The sequence below is a fragment of the Pseudomonas ogarae genome (assembly GCF_014268695.2).
Lineage (GTDB): Bacteria > Pseudomonadota > Gammaproteobacteria > Pseudomonadales > Pseudomonadaceae > Aquipseudomonas > Aquipseudomonas kilonensis.
Map to the genome: position 1 here is coordinate 3,528,115 of NZ_CP077086.1, position 25,315 is coordinate 3,553,429.

General features: G+C 63.2%; 20 protein-coding genes. 11 read left to right on the forward strand and 9 right to left on the reverse strand.

Going from position 1 to position 25,315, the window contains the following annotated elements; all coding sequences use genetic code 11:
• Nucleotides 1–100 precede the first annotated feature (100 nt).
• Entirely contained in the window at nt 101–2,758 is a 2,658-nt protein-coding gene (locus HU749_RS15300; RefSeq protein ID WP_186651043.1) for an excinuclease ABC subunit UvrA, read from the reverse strand.
• 251 nt (nt 2,759–3,009) lie between these two features.
• Here HU749_RS15300 and nosR point away from each other — a divergent pair, with 251 nt between their 5' ends.
• From nosR to nahK, 8 genes are all read left to right on the forward strand, one after another.
• A complete protein-coding gene (gene nosR, locus HU749_RS15305) occupies nt 3,010–5,178 on the forward strand; it encodes a transcriptional regulator NosR (RefSeq protein ID WP_225919095.1) in 2,169 nt (722 codons plus the stop codon).
• Nucleotides 5,179–5,231: 53 nt separating this feature from the next.
• The gene (nosZ, locus tag HU749_RS15310; RefSeq protein ID WP_046062339.1) at nt 5,232–7,151 is read left to right on the forward strand and encodes a TAT-dependent nitrous-oxide reductase; all 1,920 of its coding nucleotides are present in this window, start codon (nt 5,232–5,234) and stop codon (nt 7,149–7,151) included.
• Between the two features lie 25 nt (nt 7,152–7,176).
• Nucleotides 7,177–8,490 carry a nitrous oxide reductase family maturation protein NosD gene (locus tag HU749_RS15315; RefSeq protein ID WP_186651041.1) on the forward strand — a complete coding sequence of 438 codons (1,314 nt, stop codon included), beginning with the start codon at nt 7,177–7,179 and terminating at the stop codon, nt 8,488–8,490.
• The gene (locus HU749_RS15320) at nt 8,487–9,404 is read left to right on the forward strand and encodes an ABC transporter ATP-binding protein (protein WP_013693248.1); all 918 of its coding nucleotides are present in this window, start codon (nt 8,487–8,489) and stop codon (nt 9,402–9,404) included. The genes HU749_RS15315 and HU749_RS15320 overlap by 4 nt, the downstream gene beginning before the upstream one ends.
• Nucleotides 9,401–10,231 carry an ABC transporter permease gene (locus HU749_RS15325; RefSeq protein ID WP_003201419.1) on the forward strand — a complete coding sequence of 277 codons (831 nt, stop codon included), beginning with the start codon at nt 9,401–9,403 and terminating at the stop codon, nt 10,229–10,231. Before HU749_RS15320 ends, HU749_RS15325 begins: the two co-directional genes overlap by 4 nt.
• Before the next feature lie 30 nt (nt 10,232–10,261).
• A complete protein-coding gene (locus tag HU749_RS15330) occupies nt 10,262–10,789 on the forward strand; it encodes a nitrous oxide reductase accessory protein NosL (RefSeq protein ID WP_079304641.1) in 528 nt (175 codons plus the stop codon).
• Between the two features lie 154 nt (nt 10,790–10,943).
• Nucleotides 10,944–12,107 carry a nitric oxide-sensing protein NosP gene (nosP, locus tag HU749_RS15335; protein WP_186651040.1) on the forward strand — a complete coding sequence of 388 codons (1,164 nt, stop codon included), beginning with the start codon at nt 10,944–10,946 and terminating at the stop codon, nt 12,105–12,107.
• Nucleotides 12,037–14,679, forward strand: a complete 2,643-nt coding sequence (gene nahK, locus HU749_RS15340; RefSeq protein ID WP_225919096.1) for a hybrid sensor histidine kinase/response regulator NahK/ErcS' — start codon at nt 12,037–12,039, stop codon at nt 14,677–14,679. Before nosP ends, nahK begins: the two co-directional genes overlap by 71 nt.
• Nucleotides 14,680–14,858: 179 nt before the next feature.
• On the opposite strand, the gene HU749_RS15345 is transcribed toward nahK, so the two are convergent.
• The 6 genes from HU749_RS15345 to HU749_RS15370 all read right to left on the reverse strand — a co-directional run bounded on the left by HU749_RS15345 (nt 14,859) and on the right by HU749_RS15370 (nt 19,998).
• Nucleotides 14,859–15,524: a response regulator transcription factor gene (locus tag HU749_RS15345; RefSeq protein ID WP_014338437.1), complete on the reverse strand. Its 666-nt coding sequence runs from the start codon at nt 15,522–15,524 to the stop codon at nt 14,859–14,861.
• 59 nt (nt 15,525–15,583) lie between these two features.
• Nucleotides 15,584–16,117: a PQQ-dependent catabolism-associated CXXCW motif protein gene (locus HU749_RS15350; RefSeq protein WP_186651038.1), complete on the reverse strand. Its 534-nt coding sequence runs from the start codon at nt 16,115–16,117 to the stop codon at nt 15,584–15,586.
• A 160-nt stretch (nt 16,118–16,277) separates the two neighbouring features.
• Entirely contained in the window at nt 16,278–17,072 is a 795-nt protein-coding gene (locus HU749_RS15355; RefSeq protein ID WP_079304633.1) for an ABC transporter permease, read from the reverse strand.
• Nucleotides 17,069–17,800 carry an ABC transporter ATP-binding protein gene (locus tag HU749_RS15360; protein WP_079304631.1) on the reverse strand — a complete coding sequence of 244 codons (732 nt, stop codon included), beginning with the start codon at nt 17,798–17,800 and terminating at the stop codon, nt 17,069–17,071. The genes HU749_RS15355 and HU749_RS15360 overlap by 4 nt, the downstream gene beginning before the upstream one ends.
• Entirely contained in the window at nt 17,797–18,804 is a 1,008-nt protein-coding gene (locus tag HU749_RS15365) for a YVTN family beta-propeller repeat protein (protein ID WP_046062348.1), read from the reverse strand. Before HU749_RS15365 ends, HU749_RS15360 begins: the two co-directional genes overlap by 4 nt.
• Nucleotides 18,805–18,831: 27 nt before the next feature.
• A complete protein-coding gene (locus tag HU749_RS15370; RefSeq protein WP_186651036.1) occupies nt 18,832–19,998 on the reverse strand; it encodes an ABC transporter substrate-binding protein in 1,167 nt (388 codons plus the stop codon).
• 156 nt (nt 19,999–20,154) lie between these two features.
• Between HU749_RS15370 and HU749_RS15375 the strand changes: the two genes are divergently transcribed.
• Genes HU749_RS15375 through HU749_RS15385 form a run of 3 tightly spaced genes read left to right on the forward strand, consistent with a single transcriptional unit; the run spans nt 20,155 to nt 22,300 of the window.
• The gene (locus HU749_RS15375) at nt 20,155–20,406 is read left to right on the forward strand and encodes a hypothetical protein (RefSeq protein ID WP_046062350.1); all 252 of its coding nucleotides are present in this window, start codon (nt 20,155–20,157) and stop codon (nt 20,404–20,406) included.
• 2 nt (nt 20,407–20,408) lie between these two features.
• Complete coding sequence (locus tag HU749_RS15380; protein WP_046062351.1) at nt 20,409–21,662, forward strand: HAMP domain-containing sensor histidine kinase; 1,254 nt, start codon at nt 20,409–20,411, stop codon at nt 21,660–21,662.
• A complete protein-coding gene (locus tag HU749_RS15385; protein WP_186651034.1) occupies nt 21,662–22,300 on the forward strand; it encodes a response regulator in 639 nt (212 codons plus the stop codon). The genes HU749_RS15380 and HU749_RS15385 overlap by 1 nt, the downstream gene beginning before the upstream one ends.
• Nucleotides 22,301–22,475: 175 nt before the next feature.
• Here the strand turns inward: HU749_RS15385 and HU749_RS15390 are convergent, their stop codons facing one another.
• On the reverse strand, nt 22,476–23,120 hold the full coding sequence (locus HU749_RS15390; protein ID WP_186651032.1) for a pentapeptide repeat-containing protein: 645 nt from the start codon (nt 23,118–23,120) through the stop codon (nt 22,476–22,478).
• Nucleotides 23,121–23,267: 147 nt separating this feature from the next.
• Nucleotides 23,268–25,133 carry a quinoprotein ethanol dehydrogenase gene (gene exaA / locus HU749_RS15395; protein ID WP_014338428.1) on the reverse strand — a complete coding sequence of 622 codons (1,866 nt, stop codon included), beginning with the start codon at nt 25,131–25,133 and terminating at the stop codon, nt 23,268–23,270.
• Nucleotides 25,134–25,315: the final 182 nt, after the last annotated feature.

Here is a 25,315-nt window from a genome sequence, read left to right on the forward strand (position 1 = left end):
AGTCACCGAGGTGTATCAGGTTGATGTCGTCAGTTTCATTGGGGACGCTTCGCACCCCAGCGGGAGCAAGCTCCCTCGCCACGGGGATGTGGGCCAGGTTTTATCTTCCAGGCTGCAAAGCCCTTTTCAGAAACTCCGCCGTCCGGCTTTCCCGGCAGGCCGCGACTTCCTCCGGAGCCCCGCAGGCCACGACGTTCCCGCCCTGGGAGCCCGCGCCCGGGCCGACATCGATGACCCAGTCACTCTGTGCCACGACGCGCATGTCATGTTCCACCACAACCACCGTGTGACCTTCCTCCACCAGGCGATTCAGCTGTACCAACAAACGGTCGACGTCCTGGGGGTGCAGCCCGTTGGTGGGTTCATCCAACACATACAACGTCGCCCCCCGGGCTTTGCGCTGCAGTTCTGTCGCCAGCTTGATCCGCTGGGCTTCGCCGCCGGACAGTTCCGTGGCCGGTTGGCCCAGGCGCAGGTAGCCCAGTCCGATATCCTGTAGCACTTGCAATGAGCGCCGGGCCGCCGCTTGCTCGGCAAACACCTCGAGTGCCTGATTCACGGTCAGCTGCAGCACTTGGGAAATGTCCAGGCCTTGCCAGCTCACCGCCAGGGTCTGCGGGTTGTAGCGCGCGCCGTGGCAGGTGGGGCAGGGCGCGTACACGCTGGGCATGAACAACAATTCCACGCTGACGAAACCTTCACCTTCGCAGGTCTCGCAACGGCCCTTGGCGACGTTGAAGGAAAACCGTCCGGCATCGAATCCCAGTGCTTGCGCCTGCGCCGTCGCGGCGAACAGTTTGCGCACATGGTCGAACAGCCCGGTGTAGGTGGCGAGGTTGGAGCGCGGGGTGCGGCCGATGGGTTTCTGGTCCACCTGCACCAGCCGCTTGACCGCCTCGAGCCCGGCGGTAACGCGCCCGTCGCTGGTTTGCACGGGTTCGTCTTCCAGGCTTTGCTCATCGGGTTCGGCGTTGGGGCTGGCCTGGCCCAGGTGGGCGCCGACCAGATCCAGCAGGGCCTGGCTGACGAGGCTGGATTTGCCTGAGCCGGAGATGCCGGTCACGGCGGTGAAGCAGCCCAAGGGGAAGGCCGCGCTCAGGTTGTCGAGGTTGTTGCGGGTGATGCCTTCCAGGCGCAGCCAATCCCTGGGCACTCGGGAACTGCGTGCCGCAATGTGTTCTTCACCAAAGAGGTAGCCTCGGGTGCGTGATTCAGGCACTTGGCCAAGGCCTGCCGGCGGCCCGCTGTAGAGGACTTTTCCACCTTGTTCGCCGGCGTCCGGGCCGACGTCGATGAGCCAGTCGGCGCGGCGCATGGTATCAAGGTCATGTTCGACCACAAACACCGAGTTGCCCGCTGCCTTGAGGCGTTGCAGGGCGCCAAACAGCGCTTCGCTGTCGGCCGGGTGTAGGCCGGCGGAGGGTTCGTCCAGCACGTAGATCACGCCGAACAACTGGGAATTGAGCTGGGTCGCTAGGCGCAGGCGTTGCAGTTCGCCGGACGAAAGCGTCGGAGTGCTGCGCTCCAGGGCGAGGTAGCCGAGGCCCAGGTCGATGAGGGTGGTGATTCGTTCCAGCAGCTCGGCGGCGATGCGCTGGGCGGCCAGGCGTTTCTCCAGGGAGAGGTTGGGCGTGTGGCGGGCGTCGGGCCCGCCCGCATGGGGATTATCGCCCCTGGCGGCGCGTTGCTCACGGGCCTCTCGGGTTTGCTGGTGGCTGAGGACATCCCCTGTTTCTTCGGCCTGTGCAAGGTAGTTGGGCGCCAGGACACGCTTGAGCACCTCGGCCAGTTCAAGCAGCGGCAGGTGCGACAACTCGGCGATGTCCAGGCCGGCAAAGGTCACGGTCAGCGCCTGGCGTTTGAGGCGCTTGCCCTCGCACACCGGGCAGGGGCTGGCGCGCATGTATTGCGCCACGCGTTTGCGCATCTGCGCGCTTTGCGAATGCATGAATGTGTGCAGCAGGTAGCGTCGGGCGCCGCTGAACGTGCCCTGGTAACTCGGTTCGAGCTTGCGTTTGAGAGCGGCGCGGGTCTGGGCCGGCGTCAGTCCCGCGTAGACGGGAACGGTCGGGGTTTCTTCGGTGAAGAGAATCCAGTCCCTTTGCTTTTTCGGCAGGTCGCGCCAGGGGATGTCGACGTCATAGCCCAGGGTCACCAGGATGTCCCGCAGGTTCTGGCCCTGCCAAGCCATGGGCCAGGCGGCTACGGCGCGCTCGCGGATGGTCAGCGACGGGTCCGGCACCATGGACGCTTCGGTCACCTCATAGACCCGGCCCAGGCCATGGCATTGCTGGCAGGCACCCTGTGGCGTGTTGGGCGAGAAGTCTTCGGCATAGAGCATCGGTTGGTCGGCCGGGTAGCTGCCGGCGCGGGAGTAGAGCATGCGAATCAAGCTCGACAGGGTGGTGACGCTGCCCACCGATGAGCGTGCGCTGGGTGTGCCGCGCTGTTGCTGCAAGGCGACTGCCGGCGGCAGGCCCTCGATGCTGTCCACGTCCGGCACGCCGACCTGGTCGATCAGGCGCCGCGCATAGGGTGCGACGGACTCGAAGTAGCGACGCTGGGCTTCGGCGTAGAGCGTGGAGAAGGCCAGCGACGACTTGCCGGAGCCCGACACACCGGTAAACACCACCAGCGCATCGCGGGGGATGTCCACGTCGACGTTCTTGAGGTTGTGTTCGCGGGCACCACGCACCCGGACGAAACCGGTGCCTTGCGGCAGGTCGGCGGTTGAAGCAGGGGCGGAGCGTGGCGGCATCGGGCATTCCTTGTGGACGTTGGTGTAATGCATCGGGGCATTATGGCAATGGAGAGTGGACTGGATCACAGCGCTGACAATTATGCGACCGGGTTCAACCGTTCGCGTGCGATAAAAATTTACTCTGGGTAAAAGAGCACCTGTTCACGGATACGGGCTTAAGTTTTTCCAAGTTGATTTCAATCAAGGGCCCAGCAGAGTGCCGGCCCCTACCATGATCGCCAAGATCCTGTCTTTAAGCCCTGGCGTCCATGACCCCTCCCTTTGTGATGCTGCACCTATCCCGCTTCTGGCCCCTTGGGCTGTTCGTTCTCCTGCTGTTGTTCACGGGCTTGGCCCAGGCCAGGGACTACGGTGACATCCAACAACAGCGCATCCATCACGTACTGAGCCAGACCGACGCGATCTCCGAGCCCGATGGGCCCTTCAAGGTTCGCAAGCTGTCCACCGCAGGCAAGGTCGTCGGCTATGTGTTCCAGAGCCTGGACGTGGTGGACATTCCCGCTTATTCAGGCAAGCCGATCAACGTCCAGGTCATTCTCGATCCTGCCGGGGTGATCCTCGATGCCTATGTGCTCGAACACCATGAGCCGATTCTGCTGATCGGCATCGCCGAAGAAAAACTTCACGCGTTCAGCGCACGCTACAGCGGCATCAAGGTCAATCAGCGAGTGGTGGTGGGGCATTCCAGCGACCCGAATGCCGTGACCGTGGATGCCATCGCCGGGGCTACCGTGACGGCGATGGTGGTCAACGAGGTCATCATGCGTGCCGCCCACGATGTCGCGGTGTCCCTGGGCCTGGTCAAGGGCGATGCGGGGTTGGCCGTGGCGCCAGCGCGTGTGCGCGAGGACATCTACCAGCCCGCCGACTGGAAGACCCTGACTGGCAACGGCGCTATCCGCCGTCTGCTTCTGACCCGTGGCCAGGTCGACGCGTCCTTCAAGGGCACCGAGGCCGAACAGGTCGAAACCGCCAGCGGCGAGCAGGTGAACGACACCTTCATCGACCTCTATGCCACCCACCTTAATCCGCCCACCATCGGCCGCAACCTGCTGGGTGAGGCGCAATACCGCACACTGATGGCCGAGCTCAAGCCGGGCGAGCAGGCCATCGCGGTGATGGGCAGCGGTCGTTATTCCTTCAAGGGCTCGGGATACGTGCGTGGCGGCATCTTCGACCGGGTGCAGCTGCGTCAGTCCGGCGACACCATCAGCTTTCGCGACCTGGATTTTCAGCGCCTGAATGATGTGGCCCTCGACGACATGCCGGACTTCGATGAAATGGCGATTTTCATCATCCGCGCCTCCCACCGTTTCGACCCCGGTTCGCCCTGGAACCTGGAGCTGCTGGTGCGCCGTCAGACCGGACCGGTCAGCGGCACCTTCAGCAGCTTCGAGCTGGCCTATCAGTTACCGGAACCCTACCTGGAGCGGCCATTGCCGACCGCCGAGCAACTGGCGGCGGCCGAAGAAGCCAACCGGCCGATGTGGCTGACGCTCTGGTATCAGAAGAGTGTCGAAATCAGCGTGCTTGGGGCCGCGTTGCTGGTGCTGACGGCGATCCTGTTTTTCCAGGACTCACTGGCCCGGCGGCCGACGCTGTTGCATTGGCTGCGCCGCGGTTACCTGGTCTTCACGGTAGTGTTTCTCGGCGGCTACGCCTTGGCCCAGTTGTCGGTGGTAAACGTGCTGACCTTCGTCCACGCCTTGTTCGAAGGCTTTCGCTGGGAGCTGTTCCTCACCGATCCACTGATCTTCATCCTCTGGGTGTTCACCGCCGGCAGCATCCTGCTGTGGGGGCGTGGGGTGTTCTGCGGCTGGCTGTGTCCGTTCGGCGCGTTGCAGGAGTTGATCAACGAACTGGCGCGCAAGCTCAAGGTGCCCCAATACGAGTTGCCGTTCGCGGTGCATGAGCGCCTGTGGGCGATCAAGTACATCATTTTGCTGGTGTTGTTCGGCGTCTCGCTGGAGTCGATGGCCACCGCCGAACGGCTGGCCGAAGTGGAACCCTTCAAGACCGCCATCACCCTCAGGTTTGATCGCCAATGGTGGTTCGTGGCCTACGCAGTGGGCCTGCTGGTGATCAACCTGTTTACCCGCAAGGTCTATTGCCGCTACGTCTGCCCGCTGGGCGCGGCCCTGGCGATGCCGACCCGGCTGCGACTGTTCGACTGGCTCAAGCGCCGCAAGGAATGTGGCAACCCCTGCCAACTGTGCGCCAAGGAATGCGAGATCCAGGCGATTCATCCCGATGGCCGGATCAATGCCAACGAATGCCATTACTGCCTCGACTGCCAGATGACCTGGCACAACGAAAACAAGTGCCCGCCGCTGATCAACAAGCGCAAGAAACGCGGCAAGACGACCGTGACCGATCCGCAACTGATTCCCGTGGTGCAGGTGAACCCGGCGCCTTGAGGCACCCCAATGGCCTGTCCCTTGACCGTTTCATTCTTCATGGAGCACACAGCATGAGCGATAAAGAAAACCAAACCCCAGGCTCGGTGGAAGAACCCAGGGGTGTCAGCCGGCGCAGCTTTCTCGGCACTGGCGCGGTAACGGGTGCGGTACTGGCCGGCGCGACGGCGCTGGGGGCCGGGACGTTCACCCGTGAGTCCTGGGCGGCGGCGGCCAAGGAGGCCAAGTCCAAGGTCCACGTCGGGCCTGGGGAGCTGGACGAATACTACGGTTTCTGGAGCGGCGGCCATCAGGGCGAGGTGCGGGTGCTGGGGGTGCCGTCGATGCGTGAGCTGATGCGCATCCCGGTGTTCAACGTCGACTCGGCCACCGGTTGGGGCCTGACCAACGAAAGCAAGCGCATTCTGGGCGACAGCGCCAAGTACCAGAACGGCGATTGCCATCACCCGCACATCTCCATGACCGACGGCAAGTACGACGGCAAATACCTGTTCATCAACGACAAGGCCAACTCTCGGGTCGCGCGCATTCGCCTGGACATCATGAAGTGCGACAAGATCCTCACCGTGCCCAACGTGCAAGCCATCCACGGCCTGCGCCTGCAAAAGGTGCCGTACACCAAGTACGTGTTCGCCAACGCTGAGTTCGTGATCCCGCACCCCAACGACGGCCATACCTTCGACCTGCAGGACAAAAACAGCTTCACGATGTTCAACGCCATCGATGCCGAGAAAATGGAAATGGCGTTCCAGGTGATCGTCGACGGCAACCTGGACAACTCCGACGCTGACTACACCGGCAAATACGCCGCCAGCACCTGCTACAACTCCGAGAAGGCCTACGACCTGGGCGGCATGATGCGCAACGAGCGCGACTGGGTGGTAGTGTTCAACATCCCGCGTATCGAGGCAGCGATCAAGGCCGGCAAGTTCATCAACCTGGACGGCTCCAAGGTGCCTGTGGTCGATGGCCGCAAGACCGATGGCAAGGACTCCGAATTCACCCGCTACATTCCCGTGCCGAAGAACCCCCACGGGCTCAATACTTCGTCGGACGGTAAATACTTCATCGCCAACGGCAAGCTGTCGCCCACGGTCTCGATGATCGCCATCGATCGCCTGGACGACTTGTTCGCCGACCGCTTCAAGGACCCACGCGAAGTGATCGTCGCCGAGCCGGAACTGGGGCTTGGGCCGCTGCACACCACGTTCGACGGGCGCGGTAATGCCTACACCACCTTGTTCATCGACAGCCAGGTGGTGAAGTGGAACATGGACGAGGCCATCCGCGCCTACAAGGGCGAGAAGGTCAACTACATCAAGCAAAAGCTCGACGTCCAGTACCAGCCTGGCCACAACCATGCGTCCCTCACCGAAACCAGCGAGGCGGACGGCAAGTGGCTGGTGGTGTTGTGCAAATTCTCCAAGGACCGCTTCCTGCCCACCGGCCCATTGCACCCGGAGAACGATCAGTTGATCGACATTTCCGGTGAAGAAATGAAGCTGGTGCACGACGGCCCGGCGTTCGCCGAACCCCATGACTGCATTCTCGCCCGGCGCGACCAGATCAAGACCCAGAAAATCTGGAACCGCAACGATCCGTTCTTCGCCGGCACCGTGGAGCTGGCGAAGAAGGACGGCATCAACCTGGAAACCGACAACAAGGTCATCCGCGACGGCAACAAGGTGCGGGTGTACATGACGTCGATGGCGCCGGCCTATGGCCTGACGGAGTTCACCGTCAAGCAAGGCAACGAGGTGACGGTAACCATCACCAACATCGACCAGATCGAAGACGTGTCGCACGGCTTTGTCATGACCAACCACGGCGCGAGTATGGAGATCAGCCCGCAACAGACCTCATCGATCACCTTCATCGCTGATAAGGCCGGTTTGCATTGGTACTACTGCAGCTGGTTCTGCCACGCCCTGCACATGGAAATGGTCGGGCGCATGCTGGTTGAAAAGGCCTGAGTCATTCATTAGGGAGACAGGCGCAATGACCGGGAATATGCAGCATCCAAACGTTCATCGATCGGTCATTGCCCTGGTGTTCTGCCTGCTGTCGGGCGGCGCGCGCGGCGCGCCGCAGCCGATCACCGATTTGCCTTTGCAGGCCGAGGGCGACCAGCAATGGCGCTTGCCTGCAGGCCAGTACCGGGGCTCGTTCAGCATCGACCAGCCCATGACCCTCACCTGTGCGCCGGATGCGGTATTCCAGGGCCAGGGCGAGGGCAATGGCGTGATCATTCGCGCCTCGAACGTGCGGATCCAGGGCTGTACGTTCCTGGATTGGGGCCACGACCTGACGGCCATGAATGCCGCCGTGTTCATCCAACCGGTCGCCCAAGGGGCTGTGGTGCGTGGCAACCGGATGCAGGGCCAGGGCTTCGGTATCTGGGTCGATGGCACACGGGACGTCAGCCTGATCGACAACCGTATCCAGGGCGACCCCAGCCTGCGCTCCCAGGACCGTGGCAATGGCATCCATTTGTATGCCGTACACGGCGCCCGGGTCATCGGTAACCAGGTGCGCGAAACCCGCGACGGCATCTACATCGACACCTCCAGCGGCAACCTGCTCCAGGGCAATGTCCTGGAGGACCTGCGCTACGGCGTGCATTACATGTTCGCCAACGATAACCGCCTGCTGGATAACGTCACCCGGCGTACCCGCACCGGTTATGCCTTGATGCAAAGCCGCCAGTTGACGGTCATCGGCAATCGCTCCGAACAGGATCAGAACTACGGGATCCTGATGAACTACATCACCTATTCGACCCTGCGCGACAACTTCGTCACCGATGTGCGCGACGGGTCCACCGGCGACACCATGATCACCGGCGCCGAGGGCAAGGCCCTGTTCATCTACAACTCATTGTTCAACCGCATCGAAGGCAACCATTTCGAGCGCAGCGCCGTGGGTATTCACCTGACGGCTGGCTCGGAGGATAACCGCATCGCCGGCAATGCCTTCGTCCATAACCAGCGCCAGGTCAAATACGTTGCCACGCGGTTGCAGGAATGGTCGGCGGACGGGCGCGGCAATTACTGGAGCGACTACCTGGGCTGGGATCGCAACGGCGATGGCTTGGGCGATGTCGCCTATGAACCCAACGACAATGTCGATCGCCTGCTGTGGCTGTATCCCCAGGTGAGGTTGTTGATGAACAGCCCGGGGATCGAACTGCTGCGTTGGGTGCAGCGAGCCTTCCCGGTGATGAAATCCCCCGGGGTGATGGACAGTCATCCGCTGATGGAAACGCCTGTCCAACCCCCGCCACGCAACAGTGCCCAGGAGGACGCGTCTTGAACGTCGTCGAGATCGAAGGCGTCAGCCAGTACTATGGCGATGTCGCTGTGCTGCGCGGGCTGGACTTGAACCTGGCCCAGGGCGAAGTGCTCGGCCTGTTCGGGCATAACGGTGCAGGCAAGACCACCACGATGAAGCTGATCCTCGGCTTGCTGCGGGCCAGCGAGGGGCAGGTGCGTGTCTTCGGCCGCGCGCCCAGTGACCCGAGCGTGCGGCAGATGCTCGGTTATCTGCCCGAGAACGTGATGTTCTATCCGCAGCTGAGCGGACTGGAAACCTTGCGCCATTTTGCCCGGCTCAAAGGTGCTGCACCGGAGCAAGTGCAGCGTTTGCTGGAAGAGGTCGGGCTGGCGGGTGCCGCGACACGGCGCGTGAAGACGTATTCCAAGGGCATGCGCCAGCGCCTCGGTCTGGCCCAGGCGCTGCTCGGCCAACCGCGCCTGTTATTGCTGGATGAGCCGACCGTTGGCCTGGACCCTATCGCCACCCAGGACCTCTATCAGTTGCTCGACCGCCTGCGTTGGCAGGGCACCAGCATCATTCTCTGTTCTCACGTCTTGCCTGGCGTGGAAGCTCACATCAACCGCGCCGCTATTCTTACCCGGGGTCGCCTGTTGGCCCTGGGCAGCCTGGCCCGGCTGCGCGAGGACGCCGGGCTGCCGACGCTGATCCGCGCCTCGGGCCTGTCGCGGGCCGACTGGCTTCGCCAGCATTGGCGCAGCGAAGGGCACGCCACCCAAGGCTGGGGCGCCGAAGGGGTGCAGGTGTCTGCGCCGGATGGCAGCAAGCTTAAGTTGCTGCGCCAGTTACTGGCCCAGGATGACCCGTCGGATGTCGAGATCAAGCCGCCGTCGCTGGAGGATTTGTACCGTCATTACATGGTCCGTGCCGCGGCCGAGGAGACCAGCCTATGAATCCGGTCTGGAACATGGCCCGCAAGGAATTCAGCGATGGCCTGCGCAATCGCTGGTTGTTGGCGATCAGCCTGTTGTTCGCGGTGCTGGCGATCGGCATCGCCTGGCTCGGCGCGGCGGCGTCCGGTCAACTGGGGTTCACCTCGGTGCCGGCCACGGTGGCGAGCCTGTCCAGCCTGGCGACCTTCCTGATGCCGCTGATTGCCTTGCTGCTGGCCTATGACGCGATTGTCGGCGAGGACGAGAGCGGCACCTTGTTGCTGTTGCTGACCTACCCGTTGGGCCGCGGCCAATTGCTGCTGGGCAAGTTTGTCGGGCACGGCTTGATCCTGGCCCTGGCCACTTTCATCGGTTTTGGCTGCGCGATGCTTGCCATCGCTCTGTTGGTGGACGATGTCCAGTTGAGCCTGCTGCTCTGGGCCTTCGGTCGGTTCATGGTATCGAGCACGCTGCTGGGCTGGGTGTTCCTCGGGCTGGCCTATGTGCTGAGCAGCTTGTCGGCAGAGAAATCCACCGCGGCCGGATTGGCGCTGGGGGTGTGGTTTTTCTTCGTGTTGGTGTTCGACCTGGCCTTGCTGGCGTTGCTGGTGCTGAGCGAGGGGCGCTTCAGCCCGGAACTGTTGCCCTGGCTGCTGCTGTTCAACCCTACTGACGTGTATCGGCTGATCAACCTGTCCGGATTCGATGCGGCGTCCAGCGGCGCCGCGGTGCTGACCTTGGGCAGCGACCTGCCGGTGTCGGCGCCTTTGCTCTGGCTGTGCCTGGGCCTGTGGATGGCGGTGCCGTTGTGGCTGGCCTATCGGCTGTTCAATCGCCGGTGCCCGTGAATTTCAATCTTGATAAGGGAGTATGCAACGATGAACAGGGTGTATTTCAAGGCAGGTCGCTTTTGGGTCGGGGTGTTGATGTGCCTGGCACTGGCGGCCTGCGGCAAGGTCGAACCACCTGCGGCCAGCGAGGCGGCGCTGGCGTTTCATCCCAGTGACGAGTGCCATGTGTGCGGCATGGTCATCACTGACTTCCCCGGGCCCAAGGGCGCGGCGGTCGGGGCAGGGGGCGTGAAGAAATTCTGCTCGCCGGCGGAGATGCTGGGCTGGTGGTTGCAGCCGGAAAACCATCGAGCCGACGTCAAGCTGTATGTCCACGACATGGGCCGCAGCCATTGGGACACACCGGATGACGCCCACCTGATCGACGCCCGGACCGCCTACTTCGTCATCGGCAGCGGGCTTAAAGGCGCCATGGGCGTTGTCCTGGCCTCGTTCTCCGACTCCCAAGCGGCACAAAAACTCGCCAGCGACACCGGCGGACGGGTGCTGCGCCTGGAAGACATCGACCAGAAACTGCTGGGGCAGGCGAGTGCCATGGCGCCGATGAGTCACTGATATTGCTTGTTCGGCAAACCACGCTTGTGGCAGGGGCGCTTGTGGGAGCAATCTCATCCCATGGAAGCGTCCACCCGCTACCCAAGTAGCATTCGTCGACCCGCCGCGGCTTCGTACACTCAGGGCTCCTATCACGCACCCGTCGGAGGCGAAGATGCAGCAGGCCCAGAGCGAAGGTGTGGTGAGCGCCATGTCCCAGGCGACGGACGTCCAGCAGGTAGCCCAGGAGTTGGCGCGGCAGTTGTTGCACCCGCACCTGGGCTTCGTGCTGTTTTTCTGTTCCGCCGAATACGACCTGCCGGCCTTGGGCCAGGCGTTGTCCCAGAGTTTCGGCGGGATTCGCCTGGTGGGCTGTACCAGCGCCGGTGAAATCACCTCCCAGGGCTACGGCCGCAACTGTGTGACGGCGGTGGGGTTCGATCACCGGCACTTTTCCATCGCCGCCGAACTGATCGGCGAAATGGAGCACTTCAGCCTGATCGACGCCCAGCAAATGGTCGAGCGCCTGGCCAGCGGCTGTCGCAGCAACGCCCTGGCGCCGATCAAGGGCCACAGTTTCGCCTTGACCCTGCTCGATGGCTTGTCCAGCCGCGAGGAAATGGTGCTGGCGGCCTTGAGCGCCGCGCTGGGGGACATTCCGCATTTCGGCGGGTCGGCCGGCGATGACAACTACCTGACCCACACCCACGTGTATTTCGAAGGCCAGTTCCACAGTGGCGCGGCGGTGGTGGTGTTGATCAATACCTGGCTGGAATTCGAAGTCTTCACCACCCATCACATCCTGCCCCGGGAGGAGAAACTGGTGGTGACCGGCGCCGACAGCGCCTTGCGACGGGTCTACGAGCTCAACGCCGAACCCGCTGCCGAAGAATACGCCCGGCACATCGGCGTGCCGGTGAGCGCCCTCGACTATCGGGTATTCGCCGCTCATCCACTGGCGGTGCGCATCAACGACCAGTACTACGTGCGGGCCATTCAGCAGGTGCACTCGGACCTGAGCCTGAGTTTCTACTGTGCGGTGGAGAACGGCATCGTTCTCACGGCGATGACCCCCGGGCCCTTGCTGCACAACCTGCAAACGCTGTTCGACGGTTTGCAGGCCCGTCTCGGTGACCTGTTGCTGACCATCGGCTGCGATTGCTTCCTCCGGCGCCTGGAGCTGGAAGACCGCGGCGGCCTGGAGCAGATCGGCCAGTTCCTGCGCGAACAACGGGTGATGGGGTTCAACACCTATGGAGAACAGTTCAATGGCATGCACATCAACCAGACGTTCACCGGAGTTGCCATTGCCCGACATCGCGTCCCCGGCCATCGCTGAGCTGCAGGCCCAGCTCGCTGCCCAGCAGCATGAAAACCGCAAGTTGCGGCGCATCAACGAGGCGCTGATCGAACGGGTGGAGTCCGGCGTAACCCGGGGCAACGACCCGTATGCGGCGTTCCAGCACTCGGTGGTGCTGGCCGAGCAGGTGCGCGAGCGCACCGATGCGTTGAACCAGGCCATGGCTGAACTCAAGGCCGGCAATCACTTGCTGGGCGAGGCACGGCTGCGGGCAGAAACCGCCCACCGGCACCTGATCGACGCCATCGAAAGCATCTCCGATGCGTTTGTGCTGTTCGACGAGCAGCAACGCATTGTCCTGTTCAACAGCCGCTTCAAGGCCTTCTGGGCCAACAGCCGGGTGCGCATCATCGCCGGCATGCGTCTTTCCGAGGTCAAGCGCTTGATGACCGCCAACGGGCTGTTCAGCGAAGAACCCCGGGGCCAGGCCGACGAGCACGTGCTGTACCGCTTGCAGAACGGACGTTGGTTGCAAGTCAGCGAGCGGCCGACCCAGGAGGGCGGCCGGGTAATCCTGTTTACCGACATCACCGACGTCAAGCTCAGTGAAACCGTGCGCCGCGAGCAGGCCATCGCGCAGAAATCCCACCTGTTGCAGCGGGCGGTGGACAACCTGTCCCAGGGCGTGGCGATGGTCAACGCCCAAGGCGTGCTGGAGCTGTGGAACCGACGTTTTCTCGAACTCAGTGGCCTGGCACCGGTAGCGGCCCACCGGCCGTTCAATGAAGTGATCGGCGACAGTGAGTTGCAACTGCTGACCCCAGCCAGTCGCGACAGCAACGGCCGGCTGATCCACGAATCCGAGCAGCGCCTGTCGGATGGCCGGGTCCTGGAGATCCGTACGCATCCCTTGCCCACTGGCGGCTACGTCAACACCTTCACCGACATCACCGAACGCTACCAGCACGCCGAGGCGCTGAGCGAAAGCGAACGCTGGATTCGCCTGATCACCGACCATGTGCCGGCGCTGATCGCCTACCTCAACGCCGACCTGGTCTACGAATTCACCAACAAGGTCTACGAGCAATGGTATTGCTGGCCCCGTGGCGTGATGCTCGGCCAGAGCCTGCGCGAAGCCCATAGCGAGCAGCATTACCAGCGCCTGGAGGCCTACGTGGCGCGGGCGTTGGCGGGTGAGAGCGTCACCTTCGAATTCGCCGAGACCAACATCAACAACCAGGAGCGCTACATGCTGCGCTCCTATGTACCCAACCGCCTGGCCAACGGCGAAGTGGTGGGGATTTTCGTGCTGATCCGCGACATCACCGAACGCCGGCGCACTGCTGAAGCGCTGCACCAGGCCTACCAGAACCTGGAACAGCGGGTCCAGGAGCGCACGGCCGAACTGACCACCCTCAACGAGCAGTTGCTGCGCGAGATCGACGAGCGCAGCCGGGTGGAATTGCGTCTGCGGGAGGCCAAGCGTGAGGCCGAGCAGGCCAACCTGTCGAAGACCAAATTTCTCGCAGCGGTCAGTCATGACCTGCTGCAACCACTCAACGCCGCCCGACTGTTCACCAGTGCCTTGCTTGAGCGCCGCGAGCCGGTCGCCAACGCACAACTGGTGCGCAACGTCAGCAATTCGCTGCAGGACGTGGAGAACCTGCTGGGCACCCTGGTGGACATCTCCAAGTTGGACGCCGGGGTGATCAAGGCCGATGTCGCGCCGTTCGCCCTCAGCGAGCTGCTCGACAACCTGGCCGCCGAATACGCCCAGATCGCCCGCAGCGAAGGGCTGGCGCTGCACTTTGTCGGTTGTTCGGTGCTGGTGCGCAGCGACATGCAATTGCTCGCGCGGATTCTGCGCAATCTGCTGACCAATGCCATTCGCTACACCCCCAGTGGCCGGGTGGTGCTGGGCTGCCGGCGACACCGTCAGCGCGTGTCGATCCAGGTCTGGGACAGCGGCATCGGCATTGCCGAGAACCGCCTGGAGGAAATATTCCAGGAGTTCAAGCGCGGCGACGTGCAGCGCCCGAACCAGGACCGTGGGTTGGGCCTGGGCCTGGCGATTGTCGAGAAAATTGCCGGGATCCTCGGGCACCGGATCCAGGTGCGCTCCTGGCCGGGCAAGGGCTCGATGTTCTCTATCGACGTGCCGCTGAGCGCCACCGCGCCCAAACCGCTGCCGTGCCTGGGCATGAGCGAACCGATGCTCGAACGCCTGCGTGGGGCGCGGGTCTGGGTGCTGGATAACGATGCGGCGATCTGCGCTGGTATGCGTACTTTGCTGGAGGGCTGGGGTTGCCAGGTAGTGACCGCGTTGTCGGAGCAGGACCTGGCCCGCCAGGTGGACAACTACCACGCCGAGGCCGACCTGCTGATCGCCGATTATCACCTGGACAACGATCAGAACGGCGTCGATGCGGTGGCCCGGATCAACGCCCGCCGGGCCTCACCGATCCCGGCCATGATGATCACCGCCAACTACAGCAACGAGCTCAAGCAGCAGATCCGCGAACGCGGGCACACCCTGATGCACAAGCCGGTGCGGCCGATGAAGCTGAAGATTGCGATGAGTCATTTGTTGGGCCAGACCCAGAGCCATTGAGCCCGACCCATTTTGTGGCGAGGGAGCTTGCTCCCGCTGGGGCGCGAAGCGCCCCCAAACCCAGGCACCTCGGTGTATCCGGTTTACTCAGTTAGCAGGATGGGGCTGCTTCGCAGCCCAGCGGGAGCAAGCTCCCTCGCCACAGAGTTGTTCACCCTGTCCCTGTAGCGTTCAGCGGTTCAACGCCGCAGGTAAGCCCCGAAATCAATATCCCCGGCACTGAGGATCGCCTGCACCCGGTTGTGCACATTGAGTTTGCGCAGGATCGCCGAGACGTGGGCCTTGACCGTGGTTTCGGCGATGTCCAGGGTGTAGGCGATCTGCTTGTTCGACTCGCCCTTGGTCATGCGTTCGAGCACCAGCAGTTGCTTGCGGGTCAAGGCCTGGAGCAGCTCCGGTGGGAAGCTCGGGTTTTCGTTCAGGCGCCGGCCCATCGGGCTTTTTTGCGTGCGAATGATGTCGGGCGGCAGATACACGTTGCCGTTGAGGATCTGCTCGATGGCGTCGGTCATCTGCGAGCGTGGCGAGGATTTGGTGATGAAACCCACCGCGCCATAGGTGATCGCCTGCAGCACCACTTGCTTGTCCTGCTCGGCGGAGACAATCACCACGGGGATGGTCGGTGCCTCGTTGCGCAGGTTGATCAGGCCATTGAGCCCGTGCATGCCGGGCATGTTCAGGTCCAGCAGGATCAGGTCCAGGTCGTCATGCTCGGCGGTCAAGGCCAGGGCACTGTCCAGGTCGGCGGTCTCCATGACCTCGCTGCCAGGAAAACCGTCGCTGATGACGTTGTGGATGGCTTCGCGAAACAGTGGGTGATCGTCGGCTATCAGGATTTTGTACATGGCCATTCACCTCGTTATTGTCGTGTAGGGCAGGGCAGTTGCACGCACTTCTTGCAAGATCAGGGAAAGGGTTCGGGCCGGGCCGCTTGCAGGGGCAGGTTGGCCGCCTCCCAGGCATCGAGGCCATCGCGATACCAGTACACATGGTTATAGCCCATGGCGGCGGCGCGTTTTACCGCGTTCCAGCTCAGCCAGCAATCGGCGCGGCAATAAAAGACCAGCGGTAGATCCAGCCGGCCGCCGGTGGCAGCGTGCAGGTGACGGCTGAAATAGTCCTGCCAGCTTGGGTCGAGATAGCCGTCACCGGTATTGGCCAGCCACAGGCTGCCGGGGAGGTTGGCATGGGGTTCGTTGTCGATGAAACGCCCCTGGAGCCACGGCCGACGATAAACGTCGATCAGCACCGGAGGCTGGGCTTGACCGAGCAGACGTTGCAGGGCCTGGGTGTCGAGGGTCTGGGCGCCGTCGACGGTGGCGGGCGTCGGGCTGCGGTATTGGGCGATGCGATAGCCCTGTGCTGAAAACAGCGTGGTATCGGCCTGCGCGACATTCAGCGCCAGGCCCAGCAAGAGGATTGCCAGTAAACGGGGCATAGGATTTATCCTTTTTGTTATGCGCCCATTACATGCCAGGGTCGAGGTCTTGTGAATGCGACCATAGACAGGAAAACCAGTACTAAAGTAGTAATTTGAGTGCTAAAGACCCGCGTGACATGGAGAACATGCTCCCACAGATTGTCTGTGCAATGAGGCGTTAGCTGCCTGCCTTGCGCAACGCCGCATGCTGCGGATTGAACGTCCACACCGCCAGCAGCGCAAACACCAGGGTCAACCCCACGCACACCGTCATCGCCAGCAGGTTGAACTGCTCGTACAGCGCAAAACGCACCAACTCCACGCCATGGGTGAACGGGCTGACCGCGCAGAGCCAGTACAGCCAAGGGCTGGCTTCCTGCATTTTCCACAGTGGGTACAGCGCCGAAGACAGGAAGAACATCGGGAAGATCACGAAATTCATTACGCCGGCGAAGTTCTCCAGTTGCCGGATGGCATTGGACAACAACAGGCCCAGGGCGCTGAGCATCAGGGCCACCAGCAGCAAGGCCGGGAGGGCCAGCAGCAGACCAAGAGTCGGTGGCTGGATGCCGTACAGCCAGGCGATGGCGAGAAAGGCATAGACCTGCAACAGCGAGATCAGCGAGGTCGCCAGCAACTTGCTCGCCAGCAGGAACGCCCGGGGCAGGGGGCTGGTGAGCAATACGCGCATGCTGCCCATTTCCCGGTCGTAGACCATCGACAGCGAGCCCTGCATGCCGTTGAACAACAGGATCATGCAGGCCAGCCCAGGCACGATGTACACCTCATAGGGGATGTAGGTGTCGTAGGGCGCGATGATGGCGATGCCCAGTGCCGCGCGAAAACCGGCGGCGAACACCAGCAGCCACAGCAGGGGGCGTACCAGTGCGCTGAGCAACCGTGTGCGTTGCAGCACGAAGCGCAGCCATTCGCGCGTTACGATACCGCTGAAACAATGCCAGTACGCGTTCATGGCCGGGCTCCCGAGGTGGTCAAGCGGGTGAAGGCCGAGCCGAGGCTGCCGCCGTGTTCCAGGCTCACCGCGTCGGCCTGTCCGCTGGCAACCAGGCGGCCCTGATGCACGATCAACAGGTCGTCGCTGGGCTGCACTTCGTCCAGCAGGTGAGTGGTCCAGAGCACGCTGATGCCTTGCTCGCTGCACAGTTGCCGGATGTGCAGGCCCAGGGCGAGGCGGCTGGCCGGATCAAGGCCGACGCTGGGTTCGTCGAGCAGCAATAGGCGTGGTTCGTGGAGCAGCGCGCGGGCGATCTCAACCCGGCGTCGATGGCCACCGTTGAGGTCGCGCACCCGTTCATGGCGCCGCTCGGTCAGGTGCTGGCGGGTCAGTTCGGCGTCGATGCGGGCGCTGCCCTGGCGCCGCGAAAATCCGTGCAACGCCAGGTGATAGCGCAGGTTCTGTTCAATGCTCAGGTCCAGGTCCAGGGTGCTCTGTTGGAACACCACGCCCAACTGGCGCAAGGCCGGTCTTGGTGATTTCTGCAGGGAATGACCACCGATGCGGATCTCGCCGCGTTGCAGGTCGTAGAGGCGTGTGAGCAGGGCGATCAGCGTCGACTTGCCAGCGCCGTTGGGTCCCAGCAGCGCGGCGAAACGTCCGGCCGGCAAGCTGAAACTCATCTGCTTGAGGGCTTCGCGCGCGCCATAGGCAAAGCTCAGGTCGCTGACCTCCAGGGCGTTCATGGCGTGACCACCACGCCCCAAGGGTAGCGTCCGACTTTCACCGACTTCAGGACCTTACGGCTGTCTACATCGATCACTGAGACATCGCCGCTGACACCGTTGGTCGCCAGCAGCTGCTTCTGGTCCGGGGTGAACGCCAGTTGCCAGACCCGCCGGCCCACCAGCAGGTAATCCAGCACTTCGAAGGTCTTGGCGTCGATCACCGCCACATGGTTGGCCGGGCCCAGGGCGACGAACGCCAGTTTGCCGTCGGCACTGAGCTTGATGCCCACCGGTTGGACCTTGTCCGGGTGCACGCCCTTGATCTGGAACGTCAGGGTCTTGAGGATCTTGCGCGTCGCTACGTCGAGCACGGTCAACGTGCCGCCGATCTCCGCCGAGGCCCAGAGCTGTGTACCGTCGCGATTGAACTCGACGAAACGTGGACGCTGGTCCACCAGGGTGTTGTCGGTCAGGGTCTGGGTGCTGGTGTCGATCCAGTGCAGCATGTTCGTGGTTTCGCTGGTGTTGACCGCCCACTTGCCGTCGGGGCTGACGGCCATGCCTTCGGGCTCGACACCCACGCCGATCTGGCCCAGTACTTCGGAGGTCTGGGTGTCGATCACCGTGACCAGGGCATCGTCTTCGTTGGAGACATACAGCCAGCGGTCGTTGGGGTGCAGGGCGAACTGCTCGGGGTCCTTGCCGGAGGGCAGTTCCTTGATGATCTTGCGGGTGGCGACGTCCATCACCTGGACCCGGTCCGAGTCGCTGGCGCAGATGTACAGCAGGCGATTGTCATGGGACAGCAGCAGGCCTCGGGGGCGTTGGCCCACCGGCAGCGTCTCGATGACTTCCAGGCTCTGCATGTCGATCAGGCTCAGGCTGTTGTCTTTCTCGTTGGAGACCCAGGCGATGCTGGCGGCGGCGCAGGGGCCAGCGGCGAGTAACGCGGCGCCCAGGGCGAGGGCTTTGCATAACCGGGTCGGGCAGAGCCGGGCCGGGTAAATCAGGGAGCGGCGCATGGCGGTTTTCCTTATTGTTGTTATCGATCAGGGGTAACGGCAGCTCACTTCGGGCTGGTCATAGCCCAGGCTGTCCATTTCATTGGAAGGGTGCAGAAAACCGTCCTGGGGCGAGGTGCTGACCAGTGCCCGGGGTTGGACCAGGGGAATCGGTTGGCGCAACTGGCCGTTCCAGGGCCGGTAGCTGAGCTTGCGACCCTTGAACCCGTCCAGGGGCAACTGGTCGCTGAGGGCCAGTTGGTGGATGGCAAGTGGGTCGTCCTGACGCAACTTGCTCACGGCGCTGGCGATGCTGCGCACGGCAATCCAGGCGGCGAAATCGCGGTCGTTCATCCAGCGTCCGGCCAGGGCTTCGAAGCGTTTTTGCAGTTGCGCCGCGCCGTAGGTTTCCACGGTCTTGTGCCAACCGGTGGGGGTCAGCCCTTGGGTGCCGGCCACTGGGCGTGGGTACCAGGTCTGGTAGGGCAGGTATTCACCGAAGTCGCCGCGCTCGTCGGCCACCAGCACCACGTCGTACTCGGCGGTCTGGGTGAACAGCGGCATGTCGGCCTGGGCGCTGCGGCGCTGGTCGTTGTCGAACTGCCAGGCCTTCTCGGCGACGATCTTCATGCCGAAGCGTTTCGTGGCCCGGCGCAATGCGGCGGCATAGGCCTGGTCCTCGGGCGTCTGGCCGACGACCAGCAAGGCCCGCTGCCATTTGCGCACAACGCTGAACTGCACCAGGGCATCGGCGAGCATGGCGCGGTCGGGCAGGCTGTGCAGCACGTTGCCCAGGCAGTCGGTGGTGCGCAGGCGGTCGTCGGGGCTGCCGGCGTTGAACAACAGGCTGTCGGGCAGGGCGGCGCTGAGTTGGCGCAGGCTGGCGGCCGGTGCGTTGACCACGAACAATCGCAGGCCCTGGTCGTGTTGGGCCCGGGCGGCCTGGAGCAGCGCTTCGGGCGTGTCGACGCTGGCGCTTTCCAGGCGGTAGTCGTGCTTGAGGAAACGCCCGGTGCTGTTGCTGTCGACGATCGCCAGTTCAGCGCCGCGCAACCCGGCATCGGCCGGTTCGGCAATGACGTTGGACAGCAACGGGCCCGGATCGGGACGGTAACCCAGGTAGCCGATGCGCACTTGCAGCGGCGTGGCATCGCCCGCGTGAGCGGTTGCCGCTGCCAGCAGAGAAACCAGGGCGTAACTGACGAGCCGGCGCATGACGTCCTCCATTGCAGGTAGCGCCAGCATAGGAAGCCTGCGGCCATGGGGAAATATGCAGAAAGTACCGCCGGTGCAGTACCAAGGTAGTAACTCACCTTGGAGGCCGGGGTTTTAGCATGCAAGGCATCGTCATTGACCAGGAGGGGACAGACCATGCGGATTCTCAAAGCGCTGCTGCTGCCGTTTCTGCTGATTCTGAGTTTGATTGGCGTTGATAGGTTGTCTGGCAAGCACAAAACCAGCAAACACCCACAACCCCATGTGGGAGCGGGCTTGCTCGCGAAGGCGGCAGTACTGTCGATACCTATGCCAGCTGACCCACCGCTTTCGCGAGCAAGCCCGCTCCCACAAGGGATCTGTGGTGTGCATATAGATTGCGAGTTCATCCCGGCAATGGGCCGCTAACCATGTCAGCCCTGTGGCGCATCAACCTCTGGATTTGTGCCTTTTTCGCCCTGGTCACCCTGGCCTGTGCAGTCCTGTTGTTGCACCAGGCCACGGCCGATGTGAGACGCGAGCTGCAATCGGCCGAGTCGGTGGTGCATTACCTGCGTGAAACTGCCGAGCGCGATCCGGCCAGCCTTCAGCCGCGATTGACCGGCAGCCTGCGTCATGTGCGGGTCCGTTGGCTGGCCCCTGGGGAACTGTTCCCGGCGGATGAAGACGGGATGAAGGCCTGGCTCGGCCGCCGGTTACTGGATGACGGCCCTGCGGCTCAGGTGGTGGATTTGCCGGACGGTCGGCGGGCCTGGATTGCCGTCGACCCTCGCGATGAAATCGATGAGATTCTCGATTCCTTGGTGCAACTGTTGTACGTCTGCGCCTTGGCGCTGTCGCTCAGCCTGTTGGTGATTCGCTGGGGGGTACGCCGGGGCATGCGTTTGCTCGATGAGTTGCTGGATGCATTGCGTCAGGTGTCAGCCGGGAACCTGCAGGTGCGCCTGGGCACTGAAGGTGTCCCGGAGGCGCAGCATCTGGCGGGGCATTTCAATCGCATGACCGCCGCCCTGGCCGAGGCCCAGGCCGATAACGCCCGGCTTACCCAGGCCTTGCTGGCCGTGCAGGAACAGGAGCGCACCCGGCTGGCCCAGACCCTGCACGACGACCTGGGCCAATACGTGGCCGGCATTCGTGCCCGCGCCTGCCTGCTGCGGTTGGTGATGGATCAACCGCCGGCGCTGGAGCAGACCGTCAGCCAGCTCGAAGAGCATTGCGAGCATTTGCAATTGGGTTTCCGGGCACTGGTGCATGACTTGTACCCAGTGGTGTTGCAGCACCTGCCGTTATGCGAGGCCATCAGGCTGTTGGCCGGGCAATGGCAGGCCAGCCAGGGCATCACCTGTCAGGTGTGGATCGACAAAGCACTGCCGCCCTTGTCCGGCCCGGACAAGACCCATTTGTATCGCTTGCTGCAGGAAGCGTTGACCAACGTTGCCCGGCATGCCGGCGCCACGCAGGTGCGGATTCGTCTGCAACGCCGCGCCGGGCGCCTGCGGTTGCTGGTGCGCGACAACGGTTGCGGAGCGACACAACCATCGCGCGCCGGTGTTGGCTTGCACTCGATGTCCGAGCGGGCGCGCAGCCTGGGCGGTGAGCTGCGCATCATCAGCCAGCCTGGCGCCGGTTGGGCGCTGGCCTTGAATATTGCCCTGGAGGCGTGATGAACATTTTGTTGGTGGACGACCATGCGGTGGTTCGGCAGGGTTATGCCAGCCTTTTGCGGGTGTTGATGCCGGACCTGCAGGTCCGCGAAGCTGCCACCGGTGAGGAGGCGTTGAGCCAGGTGCAGGAGCAGGTGCCGCATCTGGTGATCATGGACTTCGGCCTGCCCGGTATCAGTGGCTTGGAAACCACCCGCCGGCTACGCCAGCGCCTGCCACAACTGCGGGTGTTGTTCTTCAGCATGCATGATGAATTGCCCTTGGTGCGCCAGGCATTGGACGCCGGCGCTGCGGGCTACCTGACCAAGAATTCGGCACCCCAGGTGCTTGTGGAGGCGGTGCGGCGAGTGTTGGCCGGGCATGTCTACATCGAGCAATCCCTGGCTACGCAACTGGCCTGCGCCAGCTCGCGCCAGGATGTCGACCCGCGCCTGCAATGCATGACCCAACGGGAGTTGGAGATCTTCGTCATGCTCGCCAAGGGCACCCCCGCCCGGACCATTGCCGAACAGCTGTGCATCAGCGCCAAGACCGTGTCCAACCACCTGACGCTGCTCAAGAGCAAGTTGCAGGTCAGCTCCCATGCTGAGCTGGTGCACCTGGGGATCGATATGGGGGTGGTGCGGGTGGCGGGGTGAAAATTCTCATTCCCAGGCGATGACGATCCACTGTGGCGAGGGGATTTATCCCCGCTGGGGCGCGAAGCGGCCCCCTAGATCTATTTCGCATACCGAGTTGTCTGGTTTTAGGGCCGCTTCGCAGCCCAGCGGGGATAAATCCCCTCGCCACAAGGGTTTGTGTGATCCAGGGCCTTCACTGATCCCAGGACATCGGGCACCCGGTACAGCCCTGCATGTTCGCATCCTGGAAATTCCCGTAATGCTGGCGAGAACCGCTCAGATTGGCCTGTTCCAGGTTGCTTTCGCCGAGCTTGGCTTCCTGCAGGTTGGCGTCGCGCAGGTCGGCGCCCTTGAGGTCGGCCTTGCTCAGCCAGGCCATTTCCAGGTCCGCCGCCTGCAGGTTCGCCTCGTGCAGATGGGCGCCGGACAAACGGGCGAATTGCAGGTAGGCCGCCGTCAGGTCGGCGCGCTGGAATTGCGCGCCCTGGGCGAACAGGCCCCAACCCTGGATTGCCTTGAGCGTGGCGCCGCTGAAGTCCGCCAGGCGCAGGTTGCTTTGTTGCAGGCTGGCACGGGTCAGGTTGGCGCCCTGTAGCTGGGCCTTCTCAAGGTTGGCCAGGTCCAGCCGCGCGTGCCGCAGGTCGGCATCGCGCAGATCGGCGCCGCTGAGGTTCATCTTGCGCAAGTCCTGGTTCGCCAGTTTTGCGCCCCGCAGGTTGGCGCCGGGGCATTGGCTGGATTCGGCGATGAGGCAGCCGTTGATTGTCAGTGGGGTGTCGGGGTCATCGGCATGGGCAAAGGCGCCGATGAACAGAAGCAGCAATGGCAAGAATTTCATGACATGAACTCAGGCAAGTGTGGGAGCGAGCTTGCTCGCGATGGCGGTGGTTCAGCCGGCATTCATGTTGACTGACACTGCGCTATCGCGAGCAAGCTCGCTCCCACAGGGGGTTGTGGTGTGGGTCAGGACCCAGTCGGGCTCAGGTTATTTCTGCGCCGTCGCCTTATCCCAACTCGGAATCTTGAACACCCAGAACGACCCACCCTGGGCCACCGGCTTGGTCAGTTCGGCCATGTCGCCACCCCATAACGGTACGGCGCCGCCGTAGCCGACGGTCACGCCGATGAATTGCTCGCCATCCTGCTCCCAGGTGATGGGCGGGGAGACGATGCCGCTGCCGGTCTGGAATTTCCACAGCTCCTTGCCGGTTTTCGCATCGAACGCCTTGAAGAAACCGTCGCCGGTGCCGGTGAACACCAGGTTGCCCTTGGTCGCCAGCACACCGGCCCACAGTGGCAGCGGTTCCTTGTGCTCCCAGACCACCTTGCCGGTGGTGGGGTTCATCGCCCGCAGGCTGCCGACGTGATCGTCGTACATGCGCTTGATGCGAAAGCCCATGCCCAGGTAGGCCGAGCCTTTCTTGTAGTTCACTTCCTCGGTCCAGTATTCCTCTTTCCACTGGTTGCCGGGGACGTAGAACAGGCCGGTGTCCTGGCTGTAGGCCATGGGGTTCCAGTTCTTGCCGCCGAGGAAGGGTGGCGAGACTTCCACCGGTTTGCCCTTGGTTTCACCGGGCAATGGTTTGGCCGGACGCTGGCCGGGGTTCTCCACCGGACGACCGGTCTTGAGGTCGATGTGGCTGGCCCAGGTGATGTTGTCGACGAACGGGAAGGCGTTCTGCAGCTTGCCGTTGTTGCGGTCCACGACATAGAAGAAACCGTTGCGGTCGGCGTGGGCGGTGGCCTTGACCACCTTGCCGTCCTTGTCCTTGTAGTCGAACAGCACCAGTTCGTTGTTGCCGGAGAAGTCCCAGGCGTCGTTGGGCGTGTGTTGGTAGAACCATTTCACTTCGCCAGTGCTTGGGTCGACTCCGACCTGGCCGGAGGTGTAGAGACTGTCGTAATCGTGAGGGTTGCCGTCCTTGGACGTGCGTGCCCAGGTGTTCCACGGGCCAGGGTTGCCTGCGCCGACGATGATGGTGTTGGTCTCGGGATCGAAACTGGCGCTCTGCCAAGGTGCGCCGCCGCCGTGACTCCAGGCTTCGACCTTGCCGGTTTCAGTGGTCTTGTCGTCAGGCCAGGAGGGCGCCTTGACGTCGCCGGTCGGCGTGCTGTCCTTGCCGTTGAGGCGGCCCATGTGGCCTTCGACAAACGGGCGCATCCAGACTTCTTCGCCGGTGTCCGGGTCGCGGGCGAACAGTTGCCCGACCACACCGAACTCGTCGCCGGAACTGCCATGGATCAACAGGACCTTGCCACTGGTCTTGTCCTTGATCAGCACCGGGGCGCCAGTCATGGTGTAGCCGCCGGCGTGGTCACCGAATTTCTTGTTCCACACCACCTTGCCGGTGTTTTTATCCAGGGCGACCACTCGCGCGTCCAGGGTACCGAAGTAGATCTTGTCGCCATAGATGGCCGCGCCGCGGTTGACCACGTCGCAGCACGGGCGAATGTTGTCCGGCAGCCGGTGGTTGTAGGTCCACAGGCGCTTGCCGGTCCTGGCGTCGAGGGCGAACACCCGCGAGTACGAGCCGGTGACGTACACCACGCCGTCGCTGACGATGGCCTGGGACTCCTGGCCGCGCTGCTTCTCGTCGCCGAATGAGTAGGACCAGGCCGGGGTCAGCTTGAACACGTTCTTGTCGTTGACCTGGGCCAGCGGGCTCCAGCGCTGGGCGTTGGTGCCCATGCCGTATTGCAGCACGTCCTGGGTGGTCAGGTGGTCGTTGGCGATGTCTTCCCAACTGACTCCTGGTGCTGCGGCGCGGGCCAAGGGGCTCAGCGACAGACTGCCAGCGAGCAGCAAGGCAACGGTCAGGGAGGAGAGGGCGGGTAGCGTTTTTATTCTCATGGTGGCAGTTCCCAGTGAAAGGTTTTGGCCTGACTAGGGTGTGTTGCGCCAAGGCCTGGCCGATACGGAAAAAGTCCCGCCCTTGCCGGGAAGACTTCCCGAACCGCCTGTCTTTACGACCTGCGTCGGATGGCCTGCTACCAAGGAACTAGACCCCGGCCACCAAAGCAGCATTCGGCTGG